This window comes from Zobellella maritima (assembly GCF_003075035.1).
Lineage (GTDB): Bacteria > Pseudomonadota > Gammaproteobacteria > Enterobacterales > Aeromonadaceae > Oceanimonas > Oceanimonas maritima.
This window is the reverse complement of the sequence record NZ_QCZE01000003.1, coordinates 147,058-166,245: the sequence shown is the minus strand read 5'-3', so window position 1 is coordinate 166,245 and position 19,188 is coordinate 147,058. Positions and strand designations below refer to the sequence as shown.

Below are 19,188 nucleotides of genomic sequence, written 5' to 3'. Positions count from 1 at the left end.
ATGCTGATTGTGGTTTCTCCGGCCAAGACGCTGGATTTCGATACACCGCCGGTGGTGGCCGACCATACCCTGCCGGCCCTGCTGGATCACTCGATCCGCTTGATTGAACGGGCCAGACAGTTGACGCCGGTGCAGCTGAGCCGGTTGATGGGGATCAGCGACAAGCTGGCCGGGCTGAATGCGGCCCGCTTCGCAAGCTGGCAGCCCGACTTTACTCCGGACAACGCCAAGCAGGCGCTGCTGGCATTCAAGGGGGATGTCTACACGGGGCTGGATGCGGAGACCCTCGGCAAGGAGGATTTTGCCTTTGCCCAGCGGCATCTGCGCATCCTGTCCGGACTGTACGGTCTGTTGCGGCCGCTGGATCTGATGCAGGCCTACCGGCTGGAGATGGGGACCCGGCTCGACAACGAACGGGGGAGCGATCTGTATCAGTTCTGGGGGGATATTATCACCGAGCAATTGAATCGGGCGCTGGCGAGCCAGGGAGATCGGTGGCTTATTAACCTGGCTTCCAACGAATATTTCAAGGCGGTACGCCCGGGGCAACTGGACGGCCAGATAGTGACGCCCGTGTTCAAGGATTGCAAAAATGGTCAGTACAAGATCATCAGCTTCTACGCCAAGAAGGCCAGGGGCATGATGGCCCGTTACATTATTGAGCACCAGCTGACCGAGGTGAGTCAGCTGACCGGCTTCGATACAGCCGGTTACTACTTTGCGGAGCAGGAATCGTCCGCCACCGAGCTGGTATTCAAGCGGGACGAACAGTAACGGGGATAAAAATGAAGAAGAGTTGAACCTTTCTTTCCGGCAGCGCTCTTATAGTCAGTGTCTACTGAATTTTATTGTTCCTCTTCTTCATTTTTGACCGGCCGATTGGCCGGTTTTCTTTTTTAGAGTAGATAGCCTCTTGCAAGCTGCTGCTGTCTGGCTTCTGCCAATCCAACGAAACCAATGAGCCCTTTTACTGGGATTGGTATTATTCTTCCCCGGTGTCTTTGGGAGTCTTGGTTGCAGCGGATGGTTTGCCAGTTGCCCATTTCGGCTTGCCCTTGGCCTTGCGATCCTTGAGCCGCACCTTCTTCTTTTCCTGGGGCTTGTCGGCCACCTTCTTGCCGGTCAGCTCTTTTTTCTTGCGGGGAGCCACGCTGGCTTCCTTGTGCCTGGGCCTGAGCTCGTCGATCACCCGGCGTTTGAGCCTTTGTTCCGTATAGCGCTCGACCTTGACCACCATAGGCATGTCGTGGGCCTCGACCAGGCTGATGGCGGTGCCTTTGCGTCCGGCGCGGCCGGTGCGGCCGATGCGATGTACATAGACATCGGCGGTGCGCGGCATGTCGTAGTTGATCACATGGCTGACTTCGGGCAGATCTATACCCCGGGCCGCTACATCGGTGGCAACCAGGATATTGACCTTGCCATTACTGAACCGGCGAAGGGCTTCAAAGCGCTTGTCCTGCTCCATCTCGCCCCTTAACCAGGCGCAATCCAGGCCTTCCTGCTGCAGGCGGCTGGATAATTCGGTCAGGCGATCGCGGGTTTTCACAAAGACGATGCTGCGGGTCACGTCTTCATGGGTCAGCAGGTGCTTGAGCAGGGCGAACTTGTGTTCGGGGTTATCCGCCAGGTGCAACCACTGGGTGATTTTCTTGCGCTCACTGCGCGGTGGTTCGGCGGTGATATTGACCGCCTCCTTGAGCAGCTCGTCGGCGAAAGACATCAGCCCCTTGCCTTCGAGAGTGGCAGAAAACAGCATGGTCTGACGGCGCCAGCGGGCCTCGGCGGCAATGCGGTCGACATCATTGATAAAGCCCATATCCAGCATGCGGTCTGCTTCATCTAGGATCAGGATCTCGATATCCCGACTGTCGAAGGACTCTTCTTCTATATATTGCAGCAGGCGGCCGGGGGTGGCGACGACGATATCCGTGGTCTTGGTCAGGGCCGGCAGGTGGCTGTCGGCCTTGACGCCGCCGGTGATCACCTCGACCCGCAGTGGGGTATCCTGCAGCATGGCCTTGGCATCATCACCGATCTGCTTGGCCAGCTCCCGGGTCGGGGTCAGCACCAGCACCCGTGCCGGACCGGCCTGGCGACGGGGAAAATCCAGCAGGTGTTGGCAGGCGGGCAACAAAAAGGCGGCGGTTTTGCCGGTGCCGGTTGGCGCCGATGCCATGATATCCCGCCCGCTCATGGCTTCGGGAATGACCTGGCTCTGAATGGTGGTCGGCTTGGTATAGCCCATGCGCGTCAGGGCGCGTACCAGTATGGGGTCTAACTCCAGTTGCTCGAAGGTCAAACTGCTCATGGTGGATCTCGTCGGCCTAAAAGGCGGGTATTATAGGCGAACTCGAACAAAAAAGCCTGACAGGAATCACCGACAACCATGGCCGGCAGAGGTTTTACTTTTAAACAATTTCATATCAATCACGATCAATGTGCCATGAAGGTGGGGACCGATGGCATCCTGCTCGGCGCCTGGACGCCGCTGGGGGGAGCCCGGCGCATCCTGGATGTGGGCACCGGTTCCGGCCTGGTCGCCTTGATGCTGGCCCAGCGCGGCGGTGCCCGGGCCCATATTACCGGTATCGAGCTGGATGCCCGGGCGGCGGCGCAGGCCAGGGATAATGTGGCGGCCTCTCCCTGGCCGGACAGGGTCGAGATAGTGACCGGCGATCTGCAGTCCTACCAGGCGGCCCCTTTCGAGTTGATAGTCTCCAATCCGCCTTACTTCAGCCACGGCCAGTCCTTCGACTGTGCCGCCCGGGCCGGGGCGCGCCACACCGGTAGCCTGGATTATCCCTCCCTGTTCCAGCACTGCAATCGTTTGCTGGCCGAAGATGGTCGATTGTCTCTTGTTTTGCCCTACCAGGCCTTGGATGATGCTTTAGCCCTGGCGGAGGTAAATGGCCTGCATCTGATCGAAAAACAAAATGTGATAACTAGGAGTGGTAAACCGCCTAGAAGGTTTTTATTGCACTTATCCAGAGTTAAAGGCTGTCTATTTGAGGATTGTATGGTTATTAATTCTGCAAATGGTGGTCAAGGTGAAACATTTACTAAGATGGTCTCGCCCTTCTATTTGAAGATGTAAATTTCGTCTTGAAGATAATTTTCATATCATTATGCTACCTCCAGCTTCGACGTGTGCCGGTTTTTAGTATTTTCCAAGCAAGAACCGGTAGCACGTCGTTTTGTTTTTAGTGTTTGGTTTCCAAATGAAACAGGCCGCACGCGAATAGCCAAAACCGAGGTGCTCCTTGAACAAGTCGTTATCTACCTTCGATGTATTGGGCTTAGGCTTTATGACCTTTGCCTTCTTTTTGGGTGCCGGAAATATTATTTTTCCGCCCCTGGCCGGGTTCCTGGCCGGTGAAAACCTTGGCAGTGCCATGTTCGGTTTCCTGATCACGGCAGTCGGTCTGCCGCTGGCGGGGCTGGTCGCCGCTGCCCTGGCCGGTGGCGGCCTGCCGACCATGGGGCGTGATTTGCCACCTGTGGTGATCGCCATCATGGGAAGCGCTATTTTCATTATTATTGGCCCGGCGTTTGCCGCTCCCCGTACCGGCCTGGTGGCGTTTGAGATGGGCGTCAAACCCTTCCTCGATAATCCGGGCCAGGCTAGCCTGACGCTCTACACCATTGTCTTTTTTGGTGTGGCATTGCTGCTGTCCCTCAGTCAGGGTCGGTTGCTGGAAGCGGTGGGCAAGCTCCTTACCCCCATACTGCTGCTGTTGCTGGTGGTGCTGGCCGTCTCCGTCTTCGTCAATCCCCAGGGTACCCAGCCCGAGGTGACCGAAGCCTATCTGAGTCAGCCGTTCGTGAAGGGCTTTATCGAAGGCTACAATACCATGGATACCTTCGCTTCCCTGCTGTTCGCCATTCTGATCCTGGATGTATTGCGCAAGAAAGGAGTGACCGACAGCAAGGCTCAATCCCGCTATCTGTTGATGGCTGCATTGATCGCCGCCGCCGGCCTGGGCTTCGTCTATACCTCTCTGTTCATCCTGGGTGGCACCAGCCTGGGTGTTGTGGAGTCTGCCGGCAATGGTGGCGAGATCATCAGCGCCTATGTGCTGGCCCTGTTCGGGACCCCGGGTCTGTGGGTGCTGGCGGCCATTGTCACCCTGGCCTGCCTGACCACGGCGGTGGGGCTGATCTCTTCCTGCGCCGATTATTTTCATAATCTGACCGGCAAGGGCAACTATCGGGGCTGGGTGGTGCTGATTGCCGCTGCTTGTGCCCTGGTGGCCAACGTGGGCCTTAATACTCTGATCAGCGTCTCCATTCCTATACTGGTGGCGCTCTACCCTGTGGCCATTGCCCTGGTGCTGGCGACTTATCTGCGTCCGTTGATGAAGTCGCCGGTATTTGCCTTCCGTCTGATCATAGCGGTGGCCTTTGTCTTCGGTCTGCTTGACGGCATGCAGGCCGCCGGCCTGAATATGAGTGCTTTCGACTTCCTGCCTATGTTCGGCGTTGGCATGGCCTGGGTACTGCCCACCCTGGCCGCCGCTGTGCTGGGGCTGGTGACCGGCAAGACCGAGCAAAAAGCCGTCGCCTGACCTCATTAGTACTTCGGCTTTACCCTCAAGGGCGGCGCAAGCCGCCCTTTTCAATGGCTGCTTTCTGGCGCTGTTTGTTATGGATCCAAGGTCTGCGTGGATATACCTCATTAAAATACTCGCTGTGACTCGTACCGGCAGCTTAACCTGCTGGCCTGGCTCTCAGTGCGCCCCCCTGTGCAGGGGTGGCCGAAAGGACCCTAGCCTAAAATCGGAAACTAAACGCTGTAGTCGTGGCGGGTAGGCTAAAATTGGCCTACCGGGCGCGGAAAGTGGCCGCGGTGTCAGCCGAGGCGCTGGCTTATTGCGCAATCACCAGGGATGACATATGAAAGCAAATGCCTGTGCCTCATTGGGCAAGTATATGGATCTCTTGCTCGATGCCATTTGTGTGGTGGATAAAGAAGGGCGCTTTGTCTATGTGAGCGCAGCGGGCGAGCGTATTTTTGGGTATTCCCCGGAAGAAATGATCGGCAGACCCATGATCGAACTGGTCTTTCCCGAGGACAGGGAACGGACCCTGCAGGCTGTCGACGAGATCATTTCCGGCGAGCCTCAGCCCCATTTTGAAAACCGCTATGTGCGCAAGGATGGTCAGGTAGTCAACATCATGTGGTCTGCCCGCTGGTCGGAAGCTGATCAGTTAAGGATTGCGGTTGCCAGGGATATTACCCGATGCAAGCATGCAGAGCAGATTCAGGCGGCGCTGTACGCCATCTCCGAAGCCGTTCATGAGGCGGATGACCTGGGTACCCTGTTTCAGCGAATTCACAAGATCATAGGCGCGTTGCTGCCGGCCACCCATTTTTACATTGCGCTTTATGATGAAGAGCATGGCAAGGTGAGCTTTCCCTATCATGCGGGTGAGCATGACTCCTTACCCTACCTCCAGCACATCGACTCGGTTACGCTCTGCAACCGGGTCATTCGGGGTGGCCAGGCCTTGCTGCTGAATCCGGAGGATGAGCCGGGGTTTCCCGAGGCATCGGGTGGCCATGATCTGAACAGTTCGTTGGGCGTTCCGCTTCAATCCCGCAATGGCACTATCGGTGCGCTGATTGTGCAGAGCCGTGCCGAGCATGCCCGTTATACGGAAAAGGATCGGGAACTGCTGCAGTTCGTATCCAGGCAGATTGCCGATGCCATCGAACGCAAACAGATGATGGCCCGCCTACAGCATATCGCCCTCTATGATCAGCTGACTCGCCTGCCCAATCGGGCCCTGCTCCATGATCGCATACAGCTGGCGCTGGCCAAGGCGCGGCGCAACCAGGGACAGCTGGCCCTGCTCTATCTGGATATGGACAAGTTCAAGGAGGTCAATGACACCCTGGGCCATGCAACCGGCGATCTGTTGCTTGACAAGGTTGCCCGCCGGCTCGAGCTGTGTGTGCGGGAGTGCGACACACTGGCGCGGCTGGGGGGCGACGAGTTTGTGATATTGCTGGAGTCGATTGAATTGCCGGAGCAGGCCGCCCTGGTGGCGGCAAAGATCCGTCATGCGTTCGACCGCCCCTTTGAACTTGCGGGGCGGCAGTTGCGTATGCTGGCGAGTATCGGTATCGCGCTTTTTCCGCTTCATGGCAGCAACGAGGAGCAGCTGTTGCGTTATGCGGATGAAGCCATGTACTCGGCAAAAAAATCAGCTGTTCCGGGGCGTAGGGCGATCTGGGCATCTTCAGGTCCCGGGGCCGGCAGCCGGTAAGCCGCGGCAGTTACAGGCTGGCCATTTCTTCCAGTATCTGCGCCACCCAGCCCTGGATGCGGGGGTCCGTATCGTCGTACTGGTTGGCTTCGTCCAGCGACAGGCCGACGAAGTACTCGCCATCCGGAGTCAGCGCCCTGGACGCCTCAAACTCATAGCCCCGGTTGGGCCAATAGCCGACCAGGGTGGCTCCGCGGGCGACGACCTTGTCATGCAGCATGCCGAGTGCGTCCTGAAACCATTCTCCGTAGCCGAGCTGATCGCCCATGCCAAACAGCGCCACTATGCGGCCATCCAGGTTCAGCTCGTCTACTTCATCCCAGTGGGACTCCCAGTCTTCCTGCAGCTCGCCGAAATCCCAGGTGGAAATACCCAGGATCAGGATGGGGTAATCTTCGGCACGCTTGAGCGGCGTATCCTTGATATTATGCAGGTCGACCAGTTCAGCACCGAGCTGGTCACGTATTTTTTCGGCGGCCATTTCGGTATAACAGGTGGTTGAGCCGTAAAATAATCCGATATTCATAGCCGTTGACTGATAAAAAAAGAATGGCCAATGATAACAGAAGCCTGCCGTTTGGGCAGGGGCCGGGAGCACAGATGTCTTATCCACTGGTAGATCAATTTGTCGATGCGCTCTGGCTGGAGAAAGGCCTGGCGGACAATACCCTGAGTTCCTATCGCAGCGATCTCAGCCATTTCGCAGCCTGGCTGGATGAACAGGGCTCCAGCCTGCTGGCGGTGGATGGCCTGGGGTTGCAGCAGTATCTGGCCCACCGGCTGGATCTGGGTTTCAAGGCCAGCAGCACGGCGCGCATGCTGAGCGTGCTGCGGCGTTTTTTTCAGTATCTGCACCGGGAGCAGCTGAGGACCGATGACCCCAGCGTGCTGATCTCCGGCCCCAAGTTGCCCAGGCGATTGCCGACCGATCTAAGCGAAGCCCAGGTGCTGCACCTGTTGCAGGCACCGGATATAGCCGAGCCGCTGGAGCTGCGCGACAAGGCCATGCTCGAACTGCTTTATGCCACTGGCCTGCGGGTCTCGGAGTTGGTGGGGCTGGGCATGGATAACCTCAGTCTGCGCCAGGGGCTGGTGCGGGTCACCGGCAAGGGCAACAAGGAGCGGCTGGTGCCGATGGGCGAAGAGGCACTGTACTGGCTGACCCTGTACCTGAAAGCGGCGCGGACAGAGTTGTTGGGTGGGCAGTCTTCGGATGTGGTGTTTCCCTCCCGTCGGGCACGGCAGATGACCCGCCAGACCTTCTGGCACCGCATCAAGCTGTATGCACTGCGTGCCGGCATCAACGTCGAACTGTCACCTCATACCCTGCGGCATGCCTTCGCCACCCATTTACTCAATCACGGTGCCGATCTGCGGGTGGTGCAACTGCTGCTGGGTCACAGTGACCTGTCGACCACCCAGATCTACACCCATGTGGCCACCCACAGGCTCAATGCCCTGCATGAAGAGCATCATCCGCGGGGGTAGTTCGGCTGTGCAGGCCCTTTTCCGATAAACGGGCCTCTGAGCCGAACCTGCCGGCGATTGCAAATCCCCCCCTGCAGGGTTAGTGTTGTGCGCCTGTATTCGTTAGCCCAGGCAAATATCCCCATGCTGCCCATTCGTCGTCGCCAGCCCGCGGCCCATCAGCTGCCCGCCGATCTTTCTCCCCTGCTGCAACGGTTGTACGCCAGCCGCGGTCTGGTGTATCCCGAACAGCTTAACCTGCAGGCTGGCGCCCTGCTCAAACCCGGTTTCAAGGGCATGGCGGAAGCGGTTCAGTTGTTGCAACAGGCCTTGAATGAACAGCGTAATATCCTGATCGTCGGCGACTTCGACTGTGACGGCGCCACCAGCTCGGCGCTGATGGTCCACGGCCTGCGGGCCATGGGGGCGCAGAAGGTCAATTATCTGGTACCCAACCGCTTCGATTATGGTTATGGCCTGAGCCCGCAGGTGGTGGATGAAGCGATCGGACTGGGCGCCGAGTTGTTGATCACCGTCGACAACGGTATCTCCAGCATCAGTGGAGTGGCGGCGGCCAGGGCGGCAGGCATCAAGGTGATCGTCACCGATCATCACCTGCCCGGCGAGGAAATCCCCGATGCCGATGCCATCGTCAACCCCAATCAGCACGGCTGTGACTTTCCATCCAAAAATCTGGCCGGGGTCGGGGTGGCTTTCTATCTGTTACTGGCGCTGCGTTCGGCGCTGAATGGCAGTGGCTGGTTTACGGAGCAGGGTATCACTGCACCCAATATGGCCGATTATCTGGATTTGGTGGCCCTGGGCACGGTGGCTGACGTGGTAGCGTTCGACGGCAACAACCGGGTGCTGGTGCATCAAGGGCTGCAACGCATGCGTGCCGGGCGGTTGCGTCCGGGCATACAGGCGCTGCTCGATATTTCCGGGCGCAGCCAGCAACGGCTGGTGGCTACCGATCTGGCCTTTGCCCTGGGGCCCAGGCTCAACGCGGTGGGCCGGCTTGACGATATGTCGATGGGCGTGGCCTGCCTGCTCAGCGAAAACCTGGATGAGGCCCGCAGGCTGGCGGCCATGATGGACGAGCTGAACCGGGAGCGCAAGACGATCGAGGCGAGCATGCAGCAGGAGGCGCTCGCTACCCTGGCGAAGATCAACCTGGGGGAAGGTGCCTTGCCGGCTGGCCTGGTGCTGCATCAGGACGACTGGCACCAGGGCGTGGTCGGGCTGGTGGCCTCACGCATCAAGGAGCGTTATCACAGGCCGGTGATCGCCTTCGCTGAAGCTGGCGACAACGAGCTGAAGGGCTCGGGGCGTTCTATTCCGGGAGTGCACCTGCGGGATCTGCTGGAAGCCATCAACAGCCGCCATCCGGGGCTGATCACCAAGTTCGGCGGCCATGCCATGGCGGCGGGACTATCGCTGAGCAAGGATGCCCTGGCGGACTTCAAGGCGGCATTCGAGGCGATCGTGGATGACTGGGTCAGCCCGGAACTGCTGGCCGGCGAGATCCTGACCGACGGCGAGCTGTCGGCCCATGAGTTGACCCTGGAGCTGGCCGAGCAGCTCAGGTTTGCCGGTCCTTGGGGACAGGCCTTTCCCGAGCCCCTGTTCGATGGCGAATTCCGGCTTGTCCAGCAGCGGTTGGTGGGGGAGAAGCACCTCAAGCTGGTACTCAGCCCGGACCAGGGGAAAACCCTGGTGGATGCCATTGCCTTCAACGTGGATCTGAGCGTCTGGCCCAATGCTGCCATCCAGAAAGCCGTGCTGGCCTACCGCCTGGATGTCAATGAATGGCGTGGCAAACGCCAACTGCAGCTGCTGGTGGAGCAGTTGGCGCCGGCCTGAGTTTATTGCCGTAAAAATCGCCGTGCCGTGCTGCGTTCGGGCGCTATTTTGGGTAGAATATGGGCCCTGTTTTGGCCCGGATGTATCTGCCGGCCAAATATTCATTTTCATGCAAGAGAAAGATCCATGTTTGAAGTAAACCCTGTGCTGAACAAACTCAAGGAGCTGTCTGAACGGGCAGGGCTCCTTAGGGGGTACCTTTGACTATGATGCCAAGAAAGAGCGTCTGGAAGAGGTAAATGCCGAGCTGGAACAGCCGGATGTGTGGAACCAGCCCGAGCGTGCCCAGGCACTGGGTAAGGAAAGGGCCAGCCTGGATGCGGTGATCGGCACCCTGGATGCATTGGCGCTGGGCATCGAAGACATCGGCGGCCTGGTCGAGCTGGCGGTCGAGGAAGAAGACGAAGAAACCTTCGAGGAAGCCAGGGCCGAGCTGGATACCCTGGAAAAACGCCTGGCCGATCTGGAATTCCGGCGCATGTTTTCCGGCGAGCATGACGCTGCCGATTGTTACCTGGATCTGCAGTCCGGCTCCGGCGGTACCGAAGCCCAGGACTGGTGCAACATGGTGCTGCGCATGTATCTGCGCTGGGGCGAGGCGCGCGGTTTCAAGACCGAAATCATCGAATTGTCCGAAGGTGAGGTCGCCGGCATCAAGTCTGCCACCGTCAAATTTACCGGCGAATATGCCTTCGGCTGGCTGCGTACCGAATCCGGGGTACACCGCCTGGTGCGCAAGTCACCGTTCGATTCGGGTGGCCGCCGGCATACCTCCTTCTGTTCTGCCTTCGTCTACCCGGAAATCGACGACGATATCGAGATTGAAATCAATCCGTCGGATCTGCGGGTCGATACCTACCGTGCCTCCGGTGCCGGTGGTCAGCACGTTAACCGAACCGACTCCGCGGTGCGTATAACCCACGAGCCGACCGGCATAGTGGTGCAGTGTCAGAATGACAGATCCCAGCACAAAAACCGGGATCAGGCGATGAAACAGCTGAAAGCCAAGCTGTATGAATTCGAGCTGCAGAAACAGAACGCCGAGAAGCAGGCGCTGGAAGACAGCAAGTCCGATATCGGCTGGGGCAGCCAGATCCGCTCCTATGTGCTGGATGATGCCCGCATCAAGGACCTGCGTACCGGGGTGGAAACCCGCAACACCCAGTCGGTACTGGATGGTGACCTGGACAAGTTTATCGAGGCTAGCCTCAAGTCCGGACTCTAATTTTCCATGCCGATCCGTCGGGAGCAGGCTCAGCCACGCCAACACGCAGCAACTACTTCCCAGTATGCTCGGCGATGGCAGCTGACCGCCATGGATGGCGGGAATGTCGAAAACGCAGGAGCATTTTTCGACCTGCCATCGACGGTTGGCTTAGGCAGATCCTGTACCCGCCTGGAGCAGGGTCTCCAATAAAGATTCAAACAAGGCTTTATCATGACAGAGCAGCTACAAGACGAAAACAAACTGATCGCCGAACGCCGCGCCAAGCTCGAGCAGATCCGCAAGGATTGTCCGGCCAACGGCCACCCCAACGATTTCCAGCGGGAGCACCTGGCTGCCGATCTGCAGGCCGAATTCGGCGGACAGGACAAGGATACCCTGGAAGGCCTGGCCAAACAGGTGTCGGTTGCCGGCCGGGTCATGGCCAAGCGCGGCCCCTTCCTGGCGCTGCAGGATATGTCCGGCCGCATCCAGGCCTATGCGACCAAGCAGGCCCAGCAGATCCTTAAAGATCAGTACGGTGGCCTGGATATCGGTGACATCGTCGGTGTCAAGGGGACACTGCACAAGTCCGGCAAGGGCGACCTGTACGTCAATATGGACGAATTCCAGCTGCTCACCAAGGCCCTGCGTCCGCTGCCGGAGAAATTCCACGGCCTGTCGGATCAGGAAACCCGTTATCGCCAGCGCTATCTGGATCTGATCACCAACGAAGAGTCGCGCAAAACCTTCCAGGTGCGCTCCCAGGTGATGGCGGCCATCCGTCAGTTTATGAGCAGCCACGGCTTTATGGAAGTCGAGACGCCGATGATGCAGGTGATCCCGGGCGGTGCCTCTGCCCGTCCCTTTATCACCCATCACAATGCACTCGACATGGACATGTATCTGCGCATTGCTCCCGAGCTGTATCTCAAACGCCTGGTGGTGGGTGGCTTTGAGAAGGTATTCGAGATCAACCGCAACTTCCGCAACGAAGGCCTGTCCCCCCGTCATAACCCGGAATTCACCATGATGGAGTTCTACTGGGCCTATGCAGACTACCGGGATCTGATGGACTTCACCGAGGATATGTTGCGGACCGTGGCCACCCAGGTGCTGGGTTCCAGCCTGGTGCCCTACGGCGAGGAAACCTTTGACTTCGGCCAGCCGTTCGTGCGTCTGAGCATGAAGGACGCCATCCTCAAGTACAACCCGGAAGTGACCCTGGACCAGCTGGCGACCTATGAGACTGCCTGTGAGGTCGCCAAGGATCTGAAAATCAAGGTCGAAAAATCCTGGGGCCTGGGCCGGGTGATCACCGAAATCTTCGAAGAGACCGCCGAACACCGCCTGATCCAGCCGACCTTTATTACCGAATATCCGGCCGAGGTATCACCGCTGGCGCGTCGCAACGATAACGATCCCAGCATTACCGATCGCTTCGAGTTCTTTATCGGTGGCCGGGAAATCGCCAATGGTTTCTCCGAGCTGAATGATGCGGAAGACCAGGCCCAGCGCTTCCAGGAGCAGGTCGAACAGAAGGACGCCGGCGATGACGAAGCCATGTTCTACGACGAAGACTATGTCACCGCCCTGGAGCACGGCCTGCCGCCGACCGCCGGTCAGGGTATCGGCATCGACCGTCTGGTGATGTTGCTGACTAACTCCCACACCATCCGTGACGTCATCCTGTTCCCGACCCTGCGCCCCCAGCGGTAAATTCGGGTCGTGTAGCGCTTAAAAAGCCGGTCGAGATGACCGGCTTTTTCTTTACCGCTACGGCATGCCCCTCATAGCCGCGACGGGTGGCTGTCCGGATCCCCCTCTTCGTGGGGCTTGTCGTCATGGGTGACCCCATGGTGAGGCGTTTCCGGCGTCTCCCAGCTGCCGTCCTCGGTCCAGGGATCGTCTTCCGGGAAGGCCTCTATATGGATCTCCTTGACCTCATAGTCGGGCTGATAGCGTAGATCGTAGTGGGCGGCCCTGACGATCGAGATACAGAGCAGCAGGGCGACCAGCAGTAGTGGAACGCCGCCGATCACGCTGGCCGTCTGCAGGGTCTGGAGCCCGCCGAGAAACATCAGCACAATCGGCATCACTGACAGCGCGAAGGCCCAGAACACCCGGTTCCAACGGACCGGTTCTTCGTCGACCTCCTTCTGGACCACGGCGGCGAGGATATAGGAAATGGAGTCGAAGGTGGTGGCGGTGAAGATCAGCGCCAGCAGGGTGAACACGAAGATCACCATATTACTTAGAGGCAGTGTCTTGAGCATGGCGAAGATGGCCGCCGTCGGGCTTTCGTTGTTGAGGATGGAGATCACATCCAGGGTACCGGAAAGCTGAAGGTAGATGCCGTAATTGCCGAGCACCATAAAGAAGGCGAAGCAGCCAAGGGTGCCGAAAAAAATAGAGCCGGCGACCATGGTCTTGATGGTACGGCCACGGGAAATACGGGCGATAAAGAGCCCGACACTGGGGGCAAATACCAGCCACCAGGCCCAGTAAAAAATGGTCCAGTCCTGAGGGAAATGGGTATCCTTGAAGTCTGCAAACTGGGCGAACGGCTCGGTCCAACTGGCCATGTGCACCAGGTTGTCCAGCACGCGGCCGAGTGCGTCCAGGCCCGTGTTGGCCATAAACAGGGTGGGGCCGGCGAGGAAGACAAAGACCAGTAGGGACAGAGCCAGCCAGAAGTTGATATCGGAGAGCAGGCGGATCCCTTTTTTCAGGCCGACGAAGGCGCTGTAGCCGAAGATGGCCGTGCACACCAGCAGCACTGCTATCTGGGTCGTCAGGTTTTTCGGCACCCCGAATAATTCGTGGACTCCCTCGTTGATCAGCGGCGCGGCCAGGCCCAGGGAGGTGGCGCCGCCACCGAGCATGCCGAAGATAAACAGCACGTCGACCAGCTTGCCGAGACCGCCACGGGCGTGTTTCTCCCCGAAAACCGGCATCAATGCTTCGCTTATCTTCAGCACGCTGTGGTTGCGGACATAATAGAAGTAGGCGATCGGCAGTGCCGGTATCAGGTAGATGGACCAGGCGAGGGGGCCCCAGTGAAAAATGCCGTAGGCCACGGCCCAGCGGGCGGCTTCTACTGTTCCGCCTTCCACCTGGAAAGGGGGAGCCTGGAAGTAATAGGCCCACTCGATCATTGACCAGTAGAGGATCGAGGCGCCGATGCCCGAACAGAACAGCATGGCCGCCCAGGAGAGGGTAGAGAACTCGGGATCTTCTTCCATATCGCCCAGCTTTATCTGGCCGATCTCGCTGAAGATGATGTAGACCATAAAGCCGCCGGCGCCCAGACCCAGCATCAGGTAAAGAATCCCCAGCTTGTCGGTGACAAAGCGCTTGGCCATCAGCACCCAGGCTTCACCTGTTTCCGGGAACAGGATCAGCGGCACCGTGACCGCGAGTAAAAGAAATAATGCACCGAAGAAAGTCGGTTTATCGATGACATGCCATCCTGTGTATGTACTCAAGGTCGCTCTCCCTGTCTGATGATTATTCGACGCATCCCGAGAGTAAGTTTAATCCTTCCGGCTGATTAATGGTGGCCCGGCTGTCCGGCCGCAAACCACATCCAAGGATGCTTTTCTCTGTCGGGATATCAACTCTTTCTGTAAACCTTAAAACTTTGTGAGGGCTCTCACGCTGCCGGTCATTTATTTGAATATCTGGTTGCTGTGCTGTTTTTAGAATGTAAAATCCTGCAGCTTGTTATCTGTCTGGTTTACCTATCTGTAAAAATAACTAATAGCAGATCGATTATTCAGGTTTTACTGAGGAATACATAATGAAAGGTTCACTGTCCACTCGTATCTTCGCCGGCCTGTTCGCCGGCCTGATCATCGGCAGCATGATCCAGTACCTGTTTACTGGAGTCACATTCCTGAATGAAAGTGTTGTCGGCCTGGCCGATGGGGTGGGCGGCATGTTTGTGTCGCTGATCAAGCTGATGGTGGTGCCCCTGGTGTATATCTCCATCGTCAGCGGCATCTGCGAGCTGCGCGACATCGCCAGCTTCGGCCGATTGGGCAGCAAAACTTTCGGCCTGTATATCATCAACACCATACTGTCGATAACCGCCGCCATTATCGTGGGGGTTGTGTTCCAGCCGGGAATGGGCGCCAGCCTGCCCAATGGTGCCGGCGGCGCGGTCGAACTGACCACCACCGAGACCCCGGATATCGGCGCCATGCTGGTCGGTATCGTACCCAGCAACCCGATCCAGGCCTTCGCCTCCGGTGATATGTTGCAGATCATCTTTATGGCGATCCTGACCGGTCTGGCAATCCAGGCCATGGGCAGTGCCGCGGCTCCGGCGATCAGGACCTTCCGTATCGCCAATGATGTGATGATGAAGTTGGTCGGCCTGGTGATGACCCTGGCGCCTTACGGGGTATTTGCGCTGATGATCAGTCTGGGGGCGACCCTGGAAGCCGATACCCTGATGTCGGTGGCCGGTTATGTGGCCCTGGTGGTTGCCGTGCTGGTGTTCTGGATCCTGGTGGTCTATCCGCTGGCGGTGTGGTTGACGACTGGCGTCAGGCCGGGTGAGTTCCGTCGCGCGACCCGTGAGCAGTTGCTGTTTTCCCTGTCGACCGCCAGTTCCAACGCCACCATTCCGGTGACCATGCGTACCCTGACCGAAAAACTGGGGGTTTCCAGGGCGATTGCCGGTTTTGGTGTTCCCCTGGGGGCGACCATCAATATGTCCGGTTCGGCTATCTATATCACCCTGGCCGCCATGTTCGCGGCCAATATTTCGGGCACGCCGATTGCCCATGGTGATCTGATCACCGTCGGTATTACCGTGCTGTTGATGTCCGTCGGAGTGGGCGGGGTACCCGGCGGGGCCGTGGTGATGGCCGGGGTACTGCTGCACCAGATGGGTCTGCCGGTAGAAGCCATGGCGATCATCATGGCGGTGGACCGTATCAACGATATGTTCTGCACTTCTTCCAATGTGGTGGGTGATACCGCCGTCAACACCATAGTGGCAAAGATGGAAGGCAACCCGGACAGCCTGGGTGAACCGGCCGGACAGACATCCGCAGCAAGCAAGTAAGCATAAAAAAACCGCCGGGAGGCGGTTTTTTTATGGGACAGAACGGGGTCAGGGTCGCGGCTTTTTTAACTTGTGCAGCAGCCGTTTTTCCTCATGATGGTATAGTCGGCTGATATTCTGATGGTGACGCAGGATGATCAGGCAGGAGAGCAATGCCACTGCCAGCGTGTATTCGGGTTTGATAAAATAGACATAGAGCGGGGCCAGCAGGGCGGTTATGATGGACGCCAGCGAAGAATAGCCGAACAGACCCAGGCTGAGCAGCCAGCTCAGTAGCAGCAAGCCGGCCATATCCATTCCCAGGGGAAGCAGTGTCCCCAGCGCAGTGGCGACTCCCTTGCCGCCCTTGAAATGAAAAAACAGCGGAAACATATGGCCCAGGCAGGCCGCCATGCCGACCAGGGCCAGATACAGGGGAGCGATATCCAGAAACCAGGCGAGATAAACCGGCAGGGTGCCCTTGAAGATATCCAGCAACAGTACCCAGGCGGCGGCGCTGCGGTTACCGGTACGCAACACATTGGTTGCGCCCGGGTTTCCCGAGCCGTGGCGGCGGGGATCGGGAAGGCGATAGAGACGGGATATCAGGACAGCGCTGGAGACAGAACCGCCTAAATAGGCAAAGATGATCATCAAGACTGTGATGGCCGTCATCTAATCGGTTTATACCCCTGAGTCATTCGGTTATTATGGCGGCCAAGTTCAGGGCACTGTTACAGTGTCACGCGCCGCAGCTCGCCACAGCTTAACAGAAGATATTGATGATGGATAAAGTGTTTGTACAAGGTCTGGAAGTGCTGACCACCATAGGCGTCTATGAGTGGGAGAAGGGCATTCGCCAGAAAATCCGGTTTGATCTGGAGATGGGATTCGATAACCGTCCAGCTGCCGCAGACGATGATATTCACAAGACGCTCGATTATGCCGCCCTCTCCCACAAAGTCTCGAGCTATAGCGAGCAAAACCATGTGGAGCTGGTAGAGACCATGGCCGAGCGCATTGCCCAGCTGATCCTCGATGAATTTCCGGTGCTGTGGGTCAAGGTGCGCTTGACCAAACCATCCGCGGTGGCCAATGCGGCCGGGGTCGGTGTTGAGATTGAACGTTTTGCCGCCCGCGTGAGCAAGTTGTAACGCCGGTCATTAAAGTGTCATCCCCCGTCATTAGTATCCTGTTGTCGCAGGAGCCTGGAGTATTGTAATCATGGAAGTGCATGTGGTGTTACTGGCCCTGATCCAGGGCATAACCGAGTTTTTGCCGATCTCCAGTTCGGCCCATCTGATCTTGCCCTCTGTCTTGCTTGGCTGGCCGGATCAGGGCCTGGCCTTCGATGTGGCCGTACATCTGGGCAGCCTGCTGGCAGTCATCTATTATTTCCGGGAGGAAGTCAGGTCCATGGCCTCGGCCTGGTGGGCGTCGCTGAGGGGCAAGGAGCTCAATGCGGAGGGACGGCTGGCCTGGTGTATCCTGCTGGCCACCATCCCGGCCTGTGTGGTCGGTGTCTTGTTTGGTGACCTGATTGGCCTGTATTTGCGATCCGGCTGGGTGATTGCGGGCGCCACTATCGTCTTTGGCCTCCTGCTGTGGTGGGCCGATCGCATGGCCCGCCTGCAGAAGGATGAGTATCAGTCCGGTTGGCGTGGTGCCTTTATCCTGGGGTGTGCCCAGGCGCTGGCTTTGATCCCGGGTACCTCGCGCAGCGGCATCACCCTGACCGCCGGTTTGATGCTGGGGCTGACTCGCAAGGCCGCCGCTCGATTCTCCTTTTTGATGTCGATCCCCATTATCTTCCTGGCGGGCAGTCACCAGGCCAAGGGTCTGTCTGCGGTGGACATGACCATGGCCTGGTCTGCGATGGGCCTGGGAGTAGTGGTATCCTTTCTCAGTGCACTGGCCTGTATCCACCTGTTTATTGCGTTACTGTCCCGTATCGGCGTGCTGCCTTTCGTACTCTATCGTCTGGGCCTGGGAGCGCTACTCATCTGGGTAATGTCGACCCAGGCTTAAGTTAACAATTCGGTCAGCTTCTGCCTGCGGGCAGCCTCGATGGCCTCGCCAATGGCGGGGCCTTTCAGTCCCTGGGCGACGAACGGCCGGGCAACAATGGTCCTTAGTTGAGTCAAGAGTTGCCATAGGTGTTCGCGCTGGGGGAAGGGCAGCTGTCCGAAGCCGGTGCGGCCCTGCCAATCGGATTGTACGCAGATCAGCAGTTCGGCAAAGCGCGCCGGCTTGCGCCAGGCGTCGGTGCCGTTGAACAGCTGCAGGATCGACTCAACCTGAGTCGGACCGGGCTCGGTCAACTGATGGAACAGCACATGCCAGCGGCTCATCAGTAGCGCCAGCTCTCTGTGTTCATTCGGCACTTTCAGCCGGTCGCACAAGTCATTGATGGGGACCAGCCCCAGCTCACCGTGCCGATGATGGCTGGGCCATTTTTCCGGAGGCGTCAGGGCCTTGCCGAAATCATGGCAGAATGCGGCAAAGCGGCAGGCCTGGCTGCCACCCAGCTCGGCGGCTCGCTTGAGTACCATCAGGGTGTGCAGCCCAGTGTCGATCTCCGGGTGCCATCTCTTCGGGCCCGGTACCCCAAACAGGGCGTCCAGCTCGGGAAACAGCAACTTGAGGGCTCCGCACCGACGAAGGGTTTCGAAATAGACCTGAGGATCTGTGCAGGCCAGGGCTTTTTCGGTTTCCCGCCATACCCGCTCCGGCGTCAGGGCGCCCAGCTCACCGCCGGCGGCCATCTGGCCCATCAAAGCCAGGGTTTCGTCTGCAACCACAAAACCCAGGCCGGCAAAACGGGCGGCAAAGCGGGCCACCCGTAGCACCCTCAGTGGATCCTCGGCGAAGGCGGCTGACACATGGCGCAATACGCGGGCCTCCAGATCGGCCTGGCCCCCATAGGGGTCATGCAGCCGTCCCTGAGTGTCCCGGGCGATGGCGTTAATGGTCAGGTCTCGCCGCATCAGGTCATCTTCCAATGTCACTTCGGGGCCGAAGTCGCAGATGAAACCGGTATATCCCAGTCCCGATTTGCGCTCGGTGCGGGCCAGGGCATATTCCTCTTTGTTCGCGGGGTGCAGAAAAACCGGGAAATCCCTGCCAACCTGGGTGTAGCCCAGTTCAAGCAGCTGTTCCGGTGTCGCACCCACCACCAGATAATCCCGCTCTTTGACCTGCAGGCCCAGCAGTTCATCCCTTACTGCGCCCCCCACCAGATAAACTTCCACGATTTCAGGCCTCCTCTCGGAAAAGGATCATTATAACGACTGGCGTTGAAAAAAGGCGCCTTGGCGCCTTTTCT

General features: G+C 58.4%; 16 protein-coding genes. 11 read left to right on the top strand and 5 right to left on the bottom strand.

All coding sequences use genetic code 11. The annotated features are described in order from the left end of the window. Positions 1-774, top strand: coding sequence for a peroxide stress protein YaaA (gene yaaA / locus DCS96_RS14725; protein ID WP_116475168.1), 774 nt, complete (start codon positions 1-3; stop codon positions 772-774). Positions 775-982: 208 nt separating this feature from the next. Here yaaA and srmB read toward each other — a convergent pair whose 3' ends face one another. Next, entirely contained in the window at positions 983-2,311 is a 1,329-nt protein-coding gene (gene srmB / locus DCS96_RS14720) for an ATP-dependent RNA helicase SrmB (RefSeq protein WP_116475167.1), read from the bottom strand. Positions 2,312-2,389: 78 nt separating this feature from the next. Here srmB and DCS96_RS14715 point away from each other — a divergent pair, with 78 nt between their 5' ends. The 3 genes from DCS96_RS14715 (at position 2,390) to DCS96_RS14705 (ending at position 6,273) form a co-directional block, all read left to right on the top strand. Beyond that, positions 2,390-3,097 (top strand): tRNA1(Val) (adenine(37)-N6)-methyltransferase, encoded by a 708-nt coding sequence (locus DCS96_RS14715; RefSeq protein ID WP_116475166.1) that lies wholly within the window; start codon positions 2,390-2,392, stop codon positions 3,095-3,097. A 166-nt stretch (positions 3,098-3,263) separates the two neighbouring features. Next, a complete protein-coding gene (brnQ, locus tag DCS96_RS14710; RefSeq protein WP_116475165.1) occupies positions 3,264-4,568 on the top strand; it encodes a branched-chain amino acid transport system II carrier protein in 1,305 nt (434 codons plus the stop codon). Positions 4,569-4,896: 328 nt separating this feature from the next. Beyond that, entirely contained in the window at positions 4,897-6,273 is a 1,377-nt protein-coding gene (locus DCS96_RS14705; RefSeq protein ID WP_116475164.1) for a sensor domain-containing protein, read from the top strand. 10 nt (positions 6,274-6,283) lie between these two features. Here DCS96_RS14705 and fldB read toward each other — a convergent pair whose 3' ends face one another. Next, on the bottom strand, positions 6,284-6,799 hold the full coding sequence (gene fldB / locus DCS96_RS14700; RefSeq protein WP_116475163.1) for a flavodoxin FldB: 516 nt from the start codon (positions 6,797-6,799) through the stop codon (positions 6,284-6,286). A gap of 74 nt (positions 6,800-6,873) precedes the next feature. Between fldB and xerD the strand changes: the two genes are divergently transcribed. The 4 genes from xerD (at position 6,874) to lysS (ending at position 12,526) form a co-directional block, all read left to right on the top strand. Continuing rightward, positions 6,874-7,761 carry a site-specific tyrosine recombinase XerD gene (gene xerD / locus DCS96_RS14695; RefSeq protein WP_116475162.1) on the top strand — a complete coding sequence of 296 codons (888 nt, stop codon included), beginning with the start codon at positions 6,874-6,876 and terminating at the stop codon, positions 7,759-7,761. Positions 7,762-7,878: 117 nt separating this feature from the next. Continuing rightward, positions 7,879-9,603, top strand: a complete 1,725-nt coding sequence (recJ, locus tag DCS96_RS14690; RefSeq protein ID WP_408646014.1) for a single-stranded-DNA-specific exonuclease RecJ — start codon at positions 7,879-7,881, stop codon at positions 9,601-9,603. 126 nt (positions 9,604-9,729) lie between these two features. Next, a protein-coding gene (prfB, locus tag DCS96_RS14685) for a peptide chain release factor 2 (RefSeq protein ID WP_116475160.1) occupies positions 9,730-10,828 on the top strand; the annotation gives its coding sequence in 2 pieces (ribosomal slippage) (positions 9,730-9,804 and positions 9,806-10,828; 1,098 coding nt in all). 213 nt (positions 10,829-11,041) lie between these two features. Further along, a complete protein-coding gene (gene lysS / locus DCS96_RS14680) occupies positions 11,042-12,526 on the top strand; it encodes a lysine--tRNA ligase (protein WP_116475159.1) in 1,485 nt (494 codons plus the stop codon). Between the two features lie 71 nt (positions 12,527-12,597). Here lysS and DCS96_RS14675 read toward each other — a convergent pair whose 3' ends face one another. Then, positions 12,598-14,295: a BCCT family transporter gene (locus DCS96_RS14675; RefSeq protein WP_116475158.1), complete on the bottom strand. Its 1,698-nt coding sequence runs from the start codon at positions 14,293-14,295 to the stop codon at positions 12,598-12,600. Positions 14,296-14,609: 314 nt separating this feature from the next. On the opposite strand from DCS96_RS14675, the gene DCS96_RS14670 reads away from it, so the two are divergent. Next, on the top strand, positions 14,610-15,884 hold the full coding sequence (locus DCS96_RS14670; protein WP_116475157.1) for a dicarboxylate/amino acid:cation symporter: 1,275 nt from the start codon (positions 14,610-14,612) through the stop codon (positions 15,882-15,884). Positions 15,885-15,932: 48 nt separating this feature from the next. On the opposite strand, the gene plsY is transcribed toward DCS96_RS14670, so the two are convergent. Further along, positions 15,933-16,538 carry a glycerol-3-phosphate 1-O-acyltransferase PlsY gene (gene plsY, locus DCS96_RS14665; RefSeq protein ID WP_116475156.1) on the bottom strand — a complete coding sequence of 202 codons (606 nt, stop codon included), beginning with the start codon at positions 16,536-16,538 and terminating at the stop codon, positions 15,933-15,935. Between the two features lie 110 nt (positions 16,539-16,648). Between plsY and folB the strand changes: the two genes are divergently transcribed. Then, positions 16,649-17,017 carry a dihydroneopterin aldolase gene (gene folB, locus DCS96_RS14660; RefSeq protein WP_116475263.1) on the top strand — a complete coding sequence of 123 codons (369 nt, stop codon included), beginning with the start codon at positions 16,649-16,651 and terminating at the stop codon, positions 17,015-17,017. Between the two features lie 70 nt (positions 17,018-17,087). After that, positions 17,088-17,891 (top strand): undecaprenyl-diphosphate phosphatase, encoded by an 804-nt coding sequence (locus DCS96_RS14655; RefSeq protein WP_116475155.1) that lies wholly within the window; start codon positions 17,088-17,090, stop codon positions 17,889-17,891. Here DCS96_RS14655 and DCS96_RS14650 read toward each other — a convergent pair. Then, on the bottom strand, positions 17,888-19,114 hold the full coding sequence (locus tag DCS96_RS14650) for a multifunctional CCA addition/repair protein (RefSeq protein WP_116475154.1): 1,227 nt from the start codon (positions 19,112-19,114) through the stop codon (positions 17,888-17,890). The genes DCS96_RS14655 and DCS96_RS14650 overlap by 4 nt on opposite strands. Positions 19,115-19,188 lie beyond the last annotated feature (74 nt).

What these genes read in the sequence shown, in the direction of transcription:
- DCS96_RS14705 (WP_116475164.1), top strand. Translation starts at nt 4,897, where the DNA reads ATGAAAGCAAATGCCTGTGCCTCATTGGGCAAGTATATGGATCTCTTG.
- xerD (WP_116475162.1), top strand. Translation starts at nt 6,874, where the DNA reads ATGTCTTATCCACTGGTAGATCAATTTGTCGATGCGCTCTGGCTGGAG.
- DCS96_RS14715 (WP_116475166.1), top strand. Translation starts at nt 2,390, where the DNA reads ATGGCCGGCAGAGGTTTTACTTTTAAACAATTTCATATCAATCACGAT.
- plsY (WP_116475156.1), bottom strand. Translation starts at nt 16,538, where the DNA reads ATGACGGCCATCACAGTCTTGATGATCATCTTTGCCTATTTAGGCGGT.
- yaaA (WP_116475168.1), top strand. Translation starts at nt 1, where the DNA reads ATGCTGATTGTGGTTTCTCCGGCCAAGACGCTGGATTTCGATACACCG.
- folB (WP_116475263.1), top strand. Translation starts at nt 16,649, where the DNA reads ATGGATAAAGTGTTTGTACAAGGTCTGGAAGTGCTGACCACCATAGGC.
- lysS (WP_116475159.1), top strand. Translation starts at nt 11,042, where the DNA reads ATGACAGAGCAGCTACAAGACGAAAACAAACTGATCGCCGAACGCCGC.
- fldB (WP_116475163.1), bottom strand. Translation starts at nt 6,799, where the DNA reads ATGAATATCGGATTATTTTACGGCTCAACCACCTGTTATACCGAAATG.
- DCS96_RS14670 (WP_116475157.1), top strand. Translation starts at nt 14,610, where the DNA reads ATGAAAGGTTCACTGTCCACTCGTATCTTCGCCGGCCTGTTCGCCGGC.
- DCS96_RS14655 (WP_116475155.1), top strand. Translation starts at nt 17,088, where the DNA reads ATGGAAGTGCATGTGGTGTTACTGGCCCTGATCCAGGGCATAACCGAG.
- srmB (WP_116475167.1), bottom strand. Translation starts at nt 2,311, where the DNA reads ATGAGCAGTTTGACCTTCGAGCAACTGGAGTTAGACCCCATACTGGTA.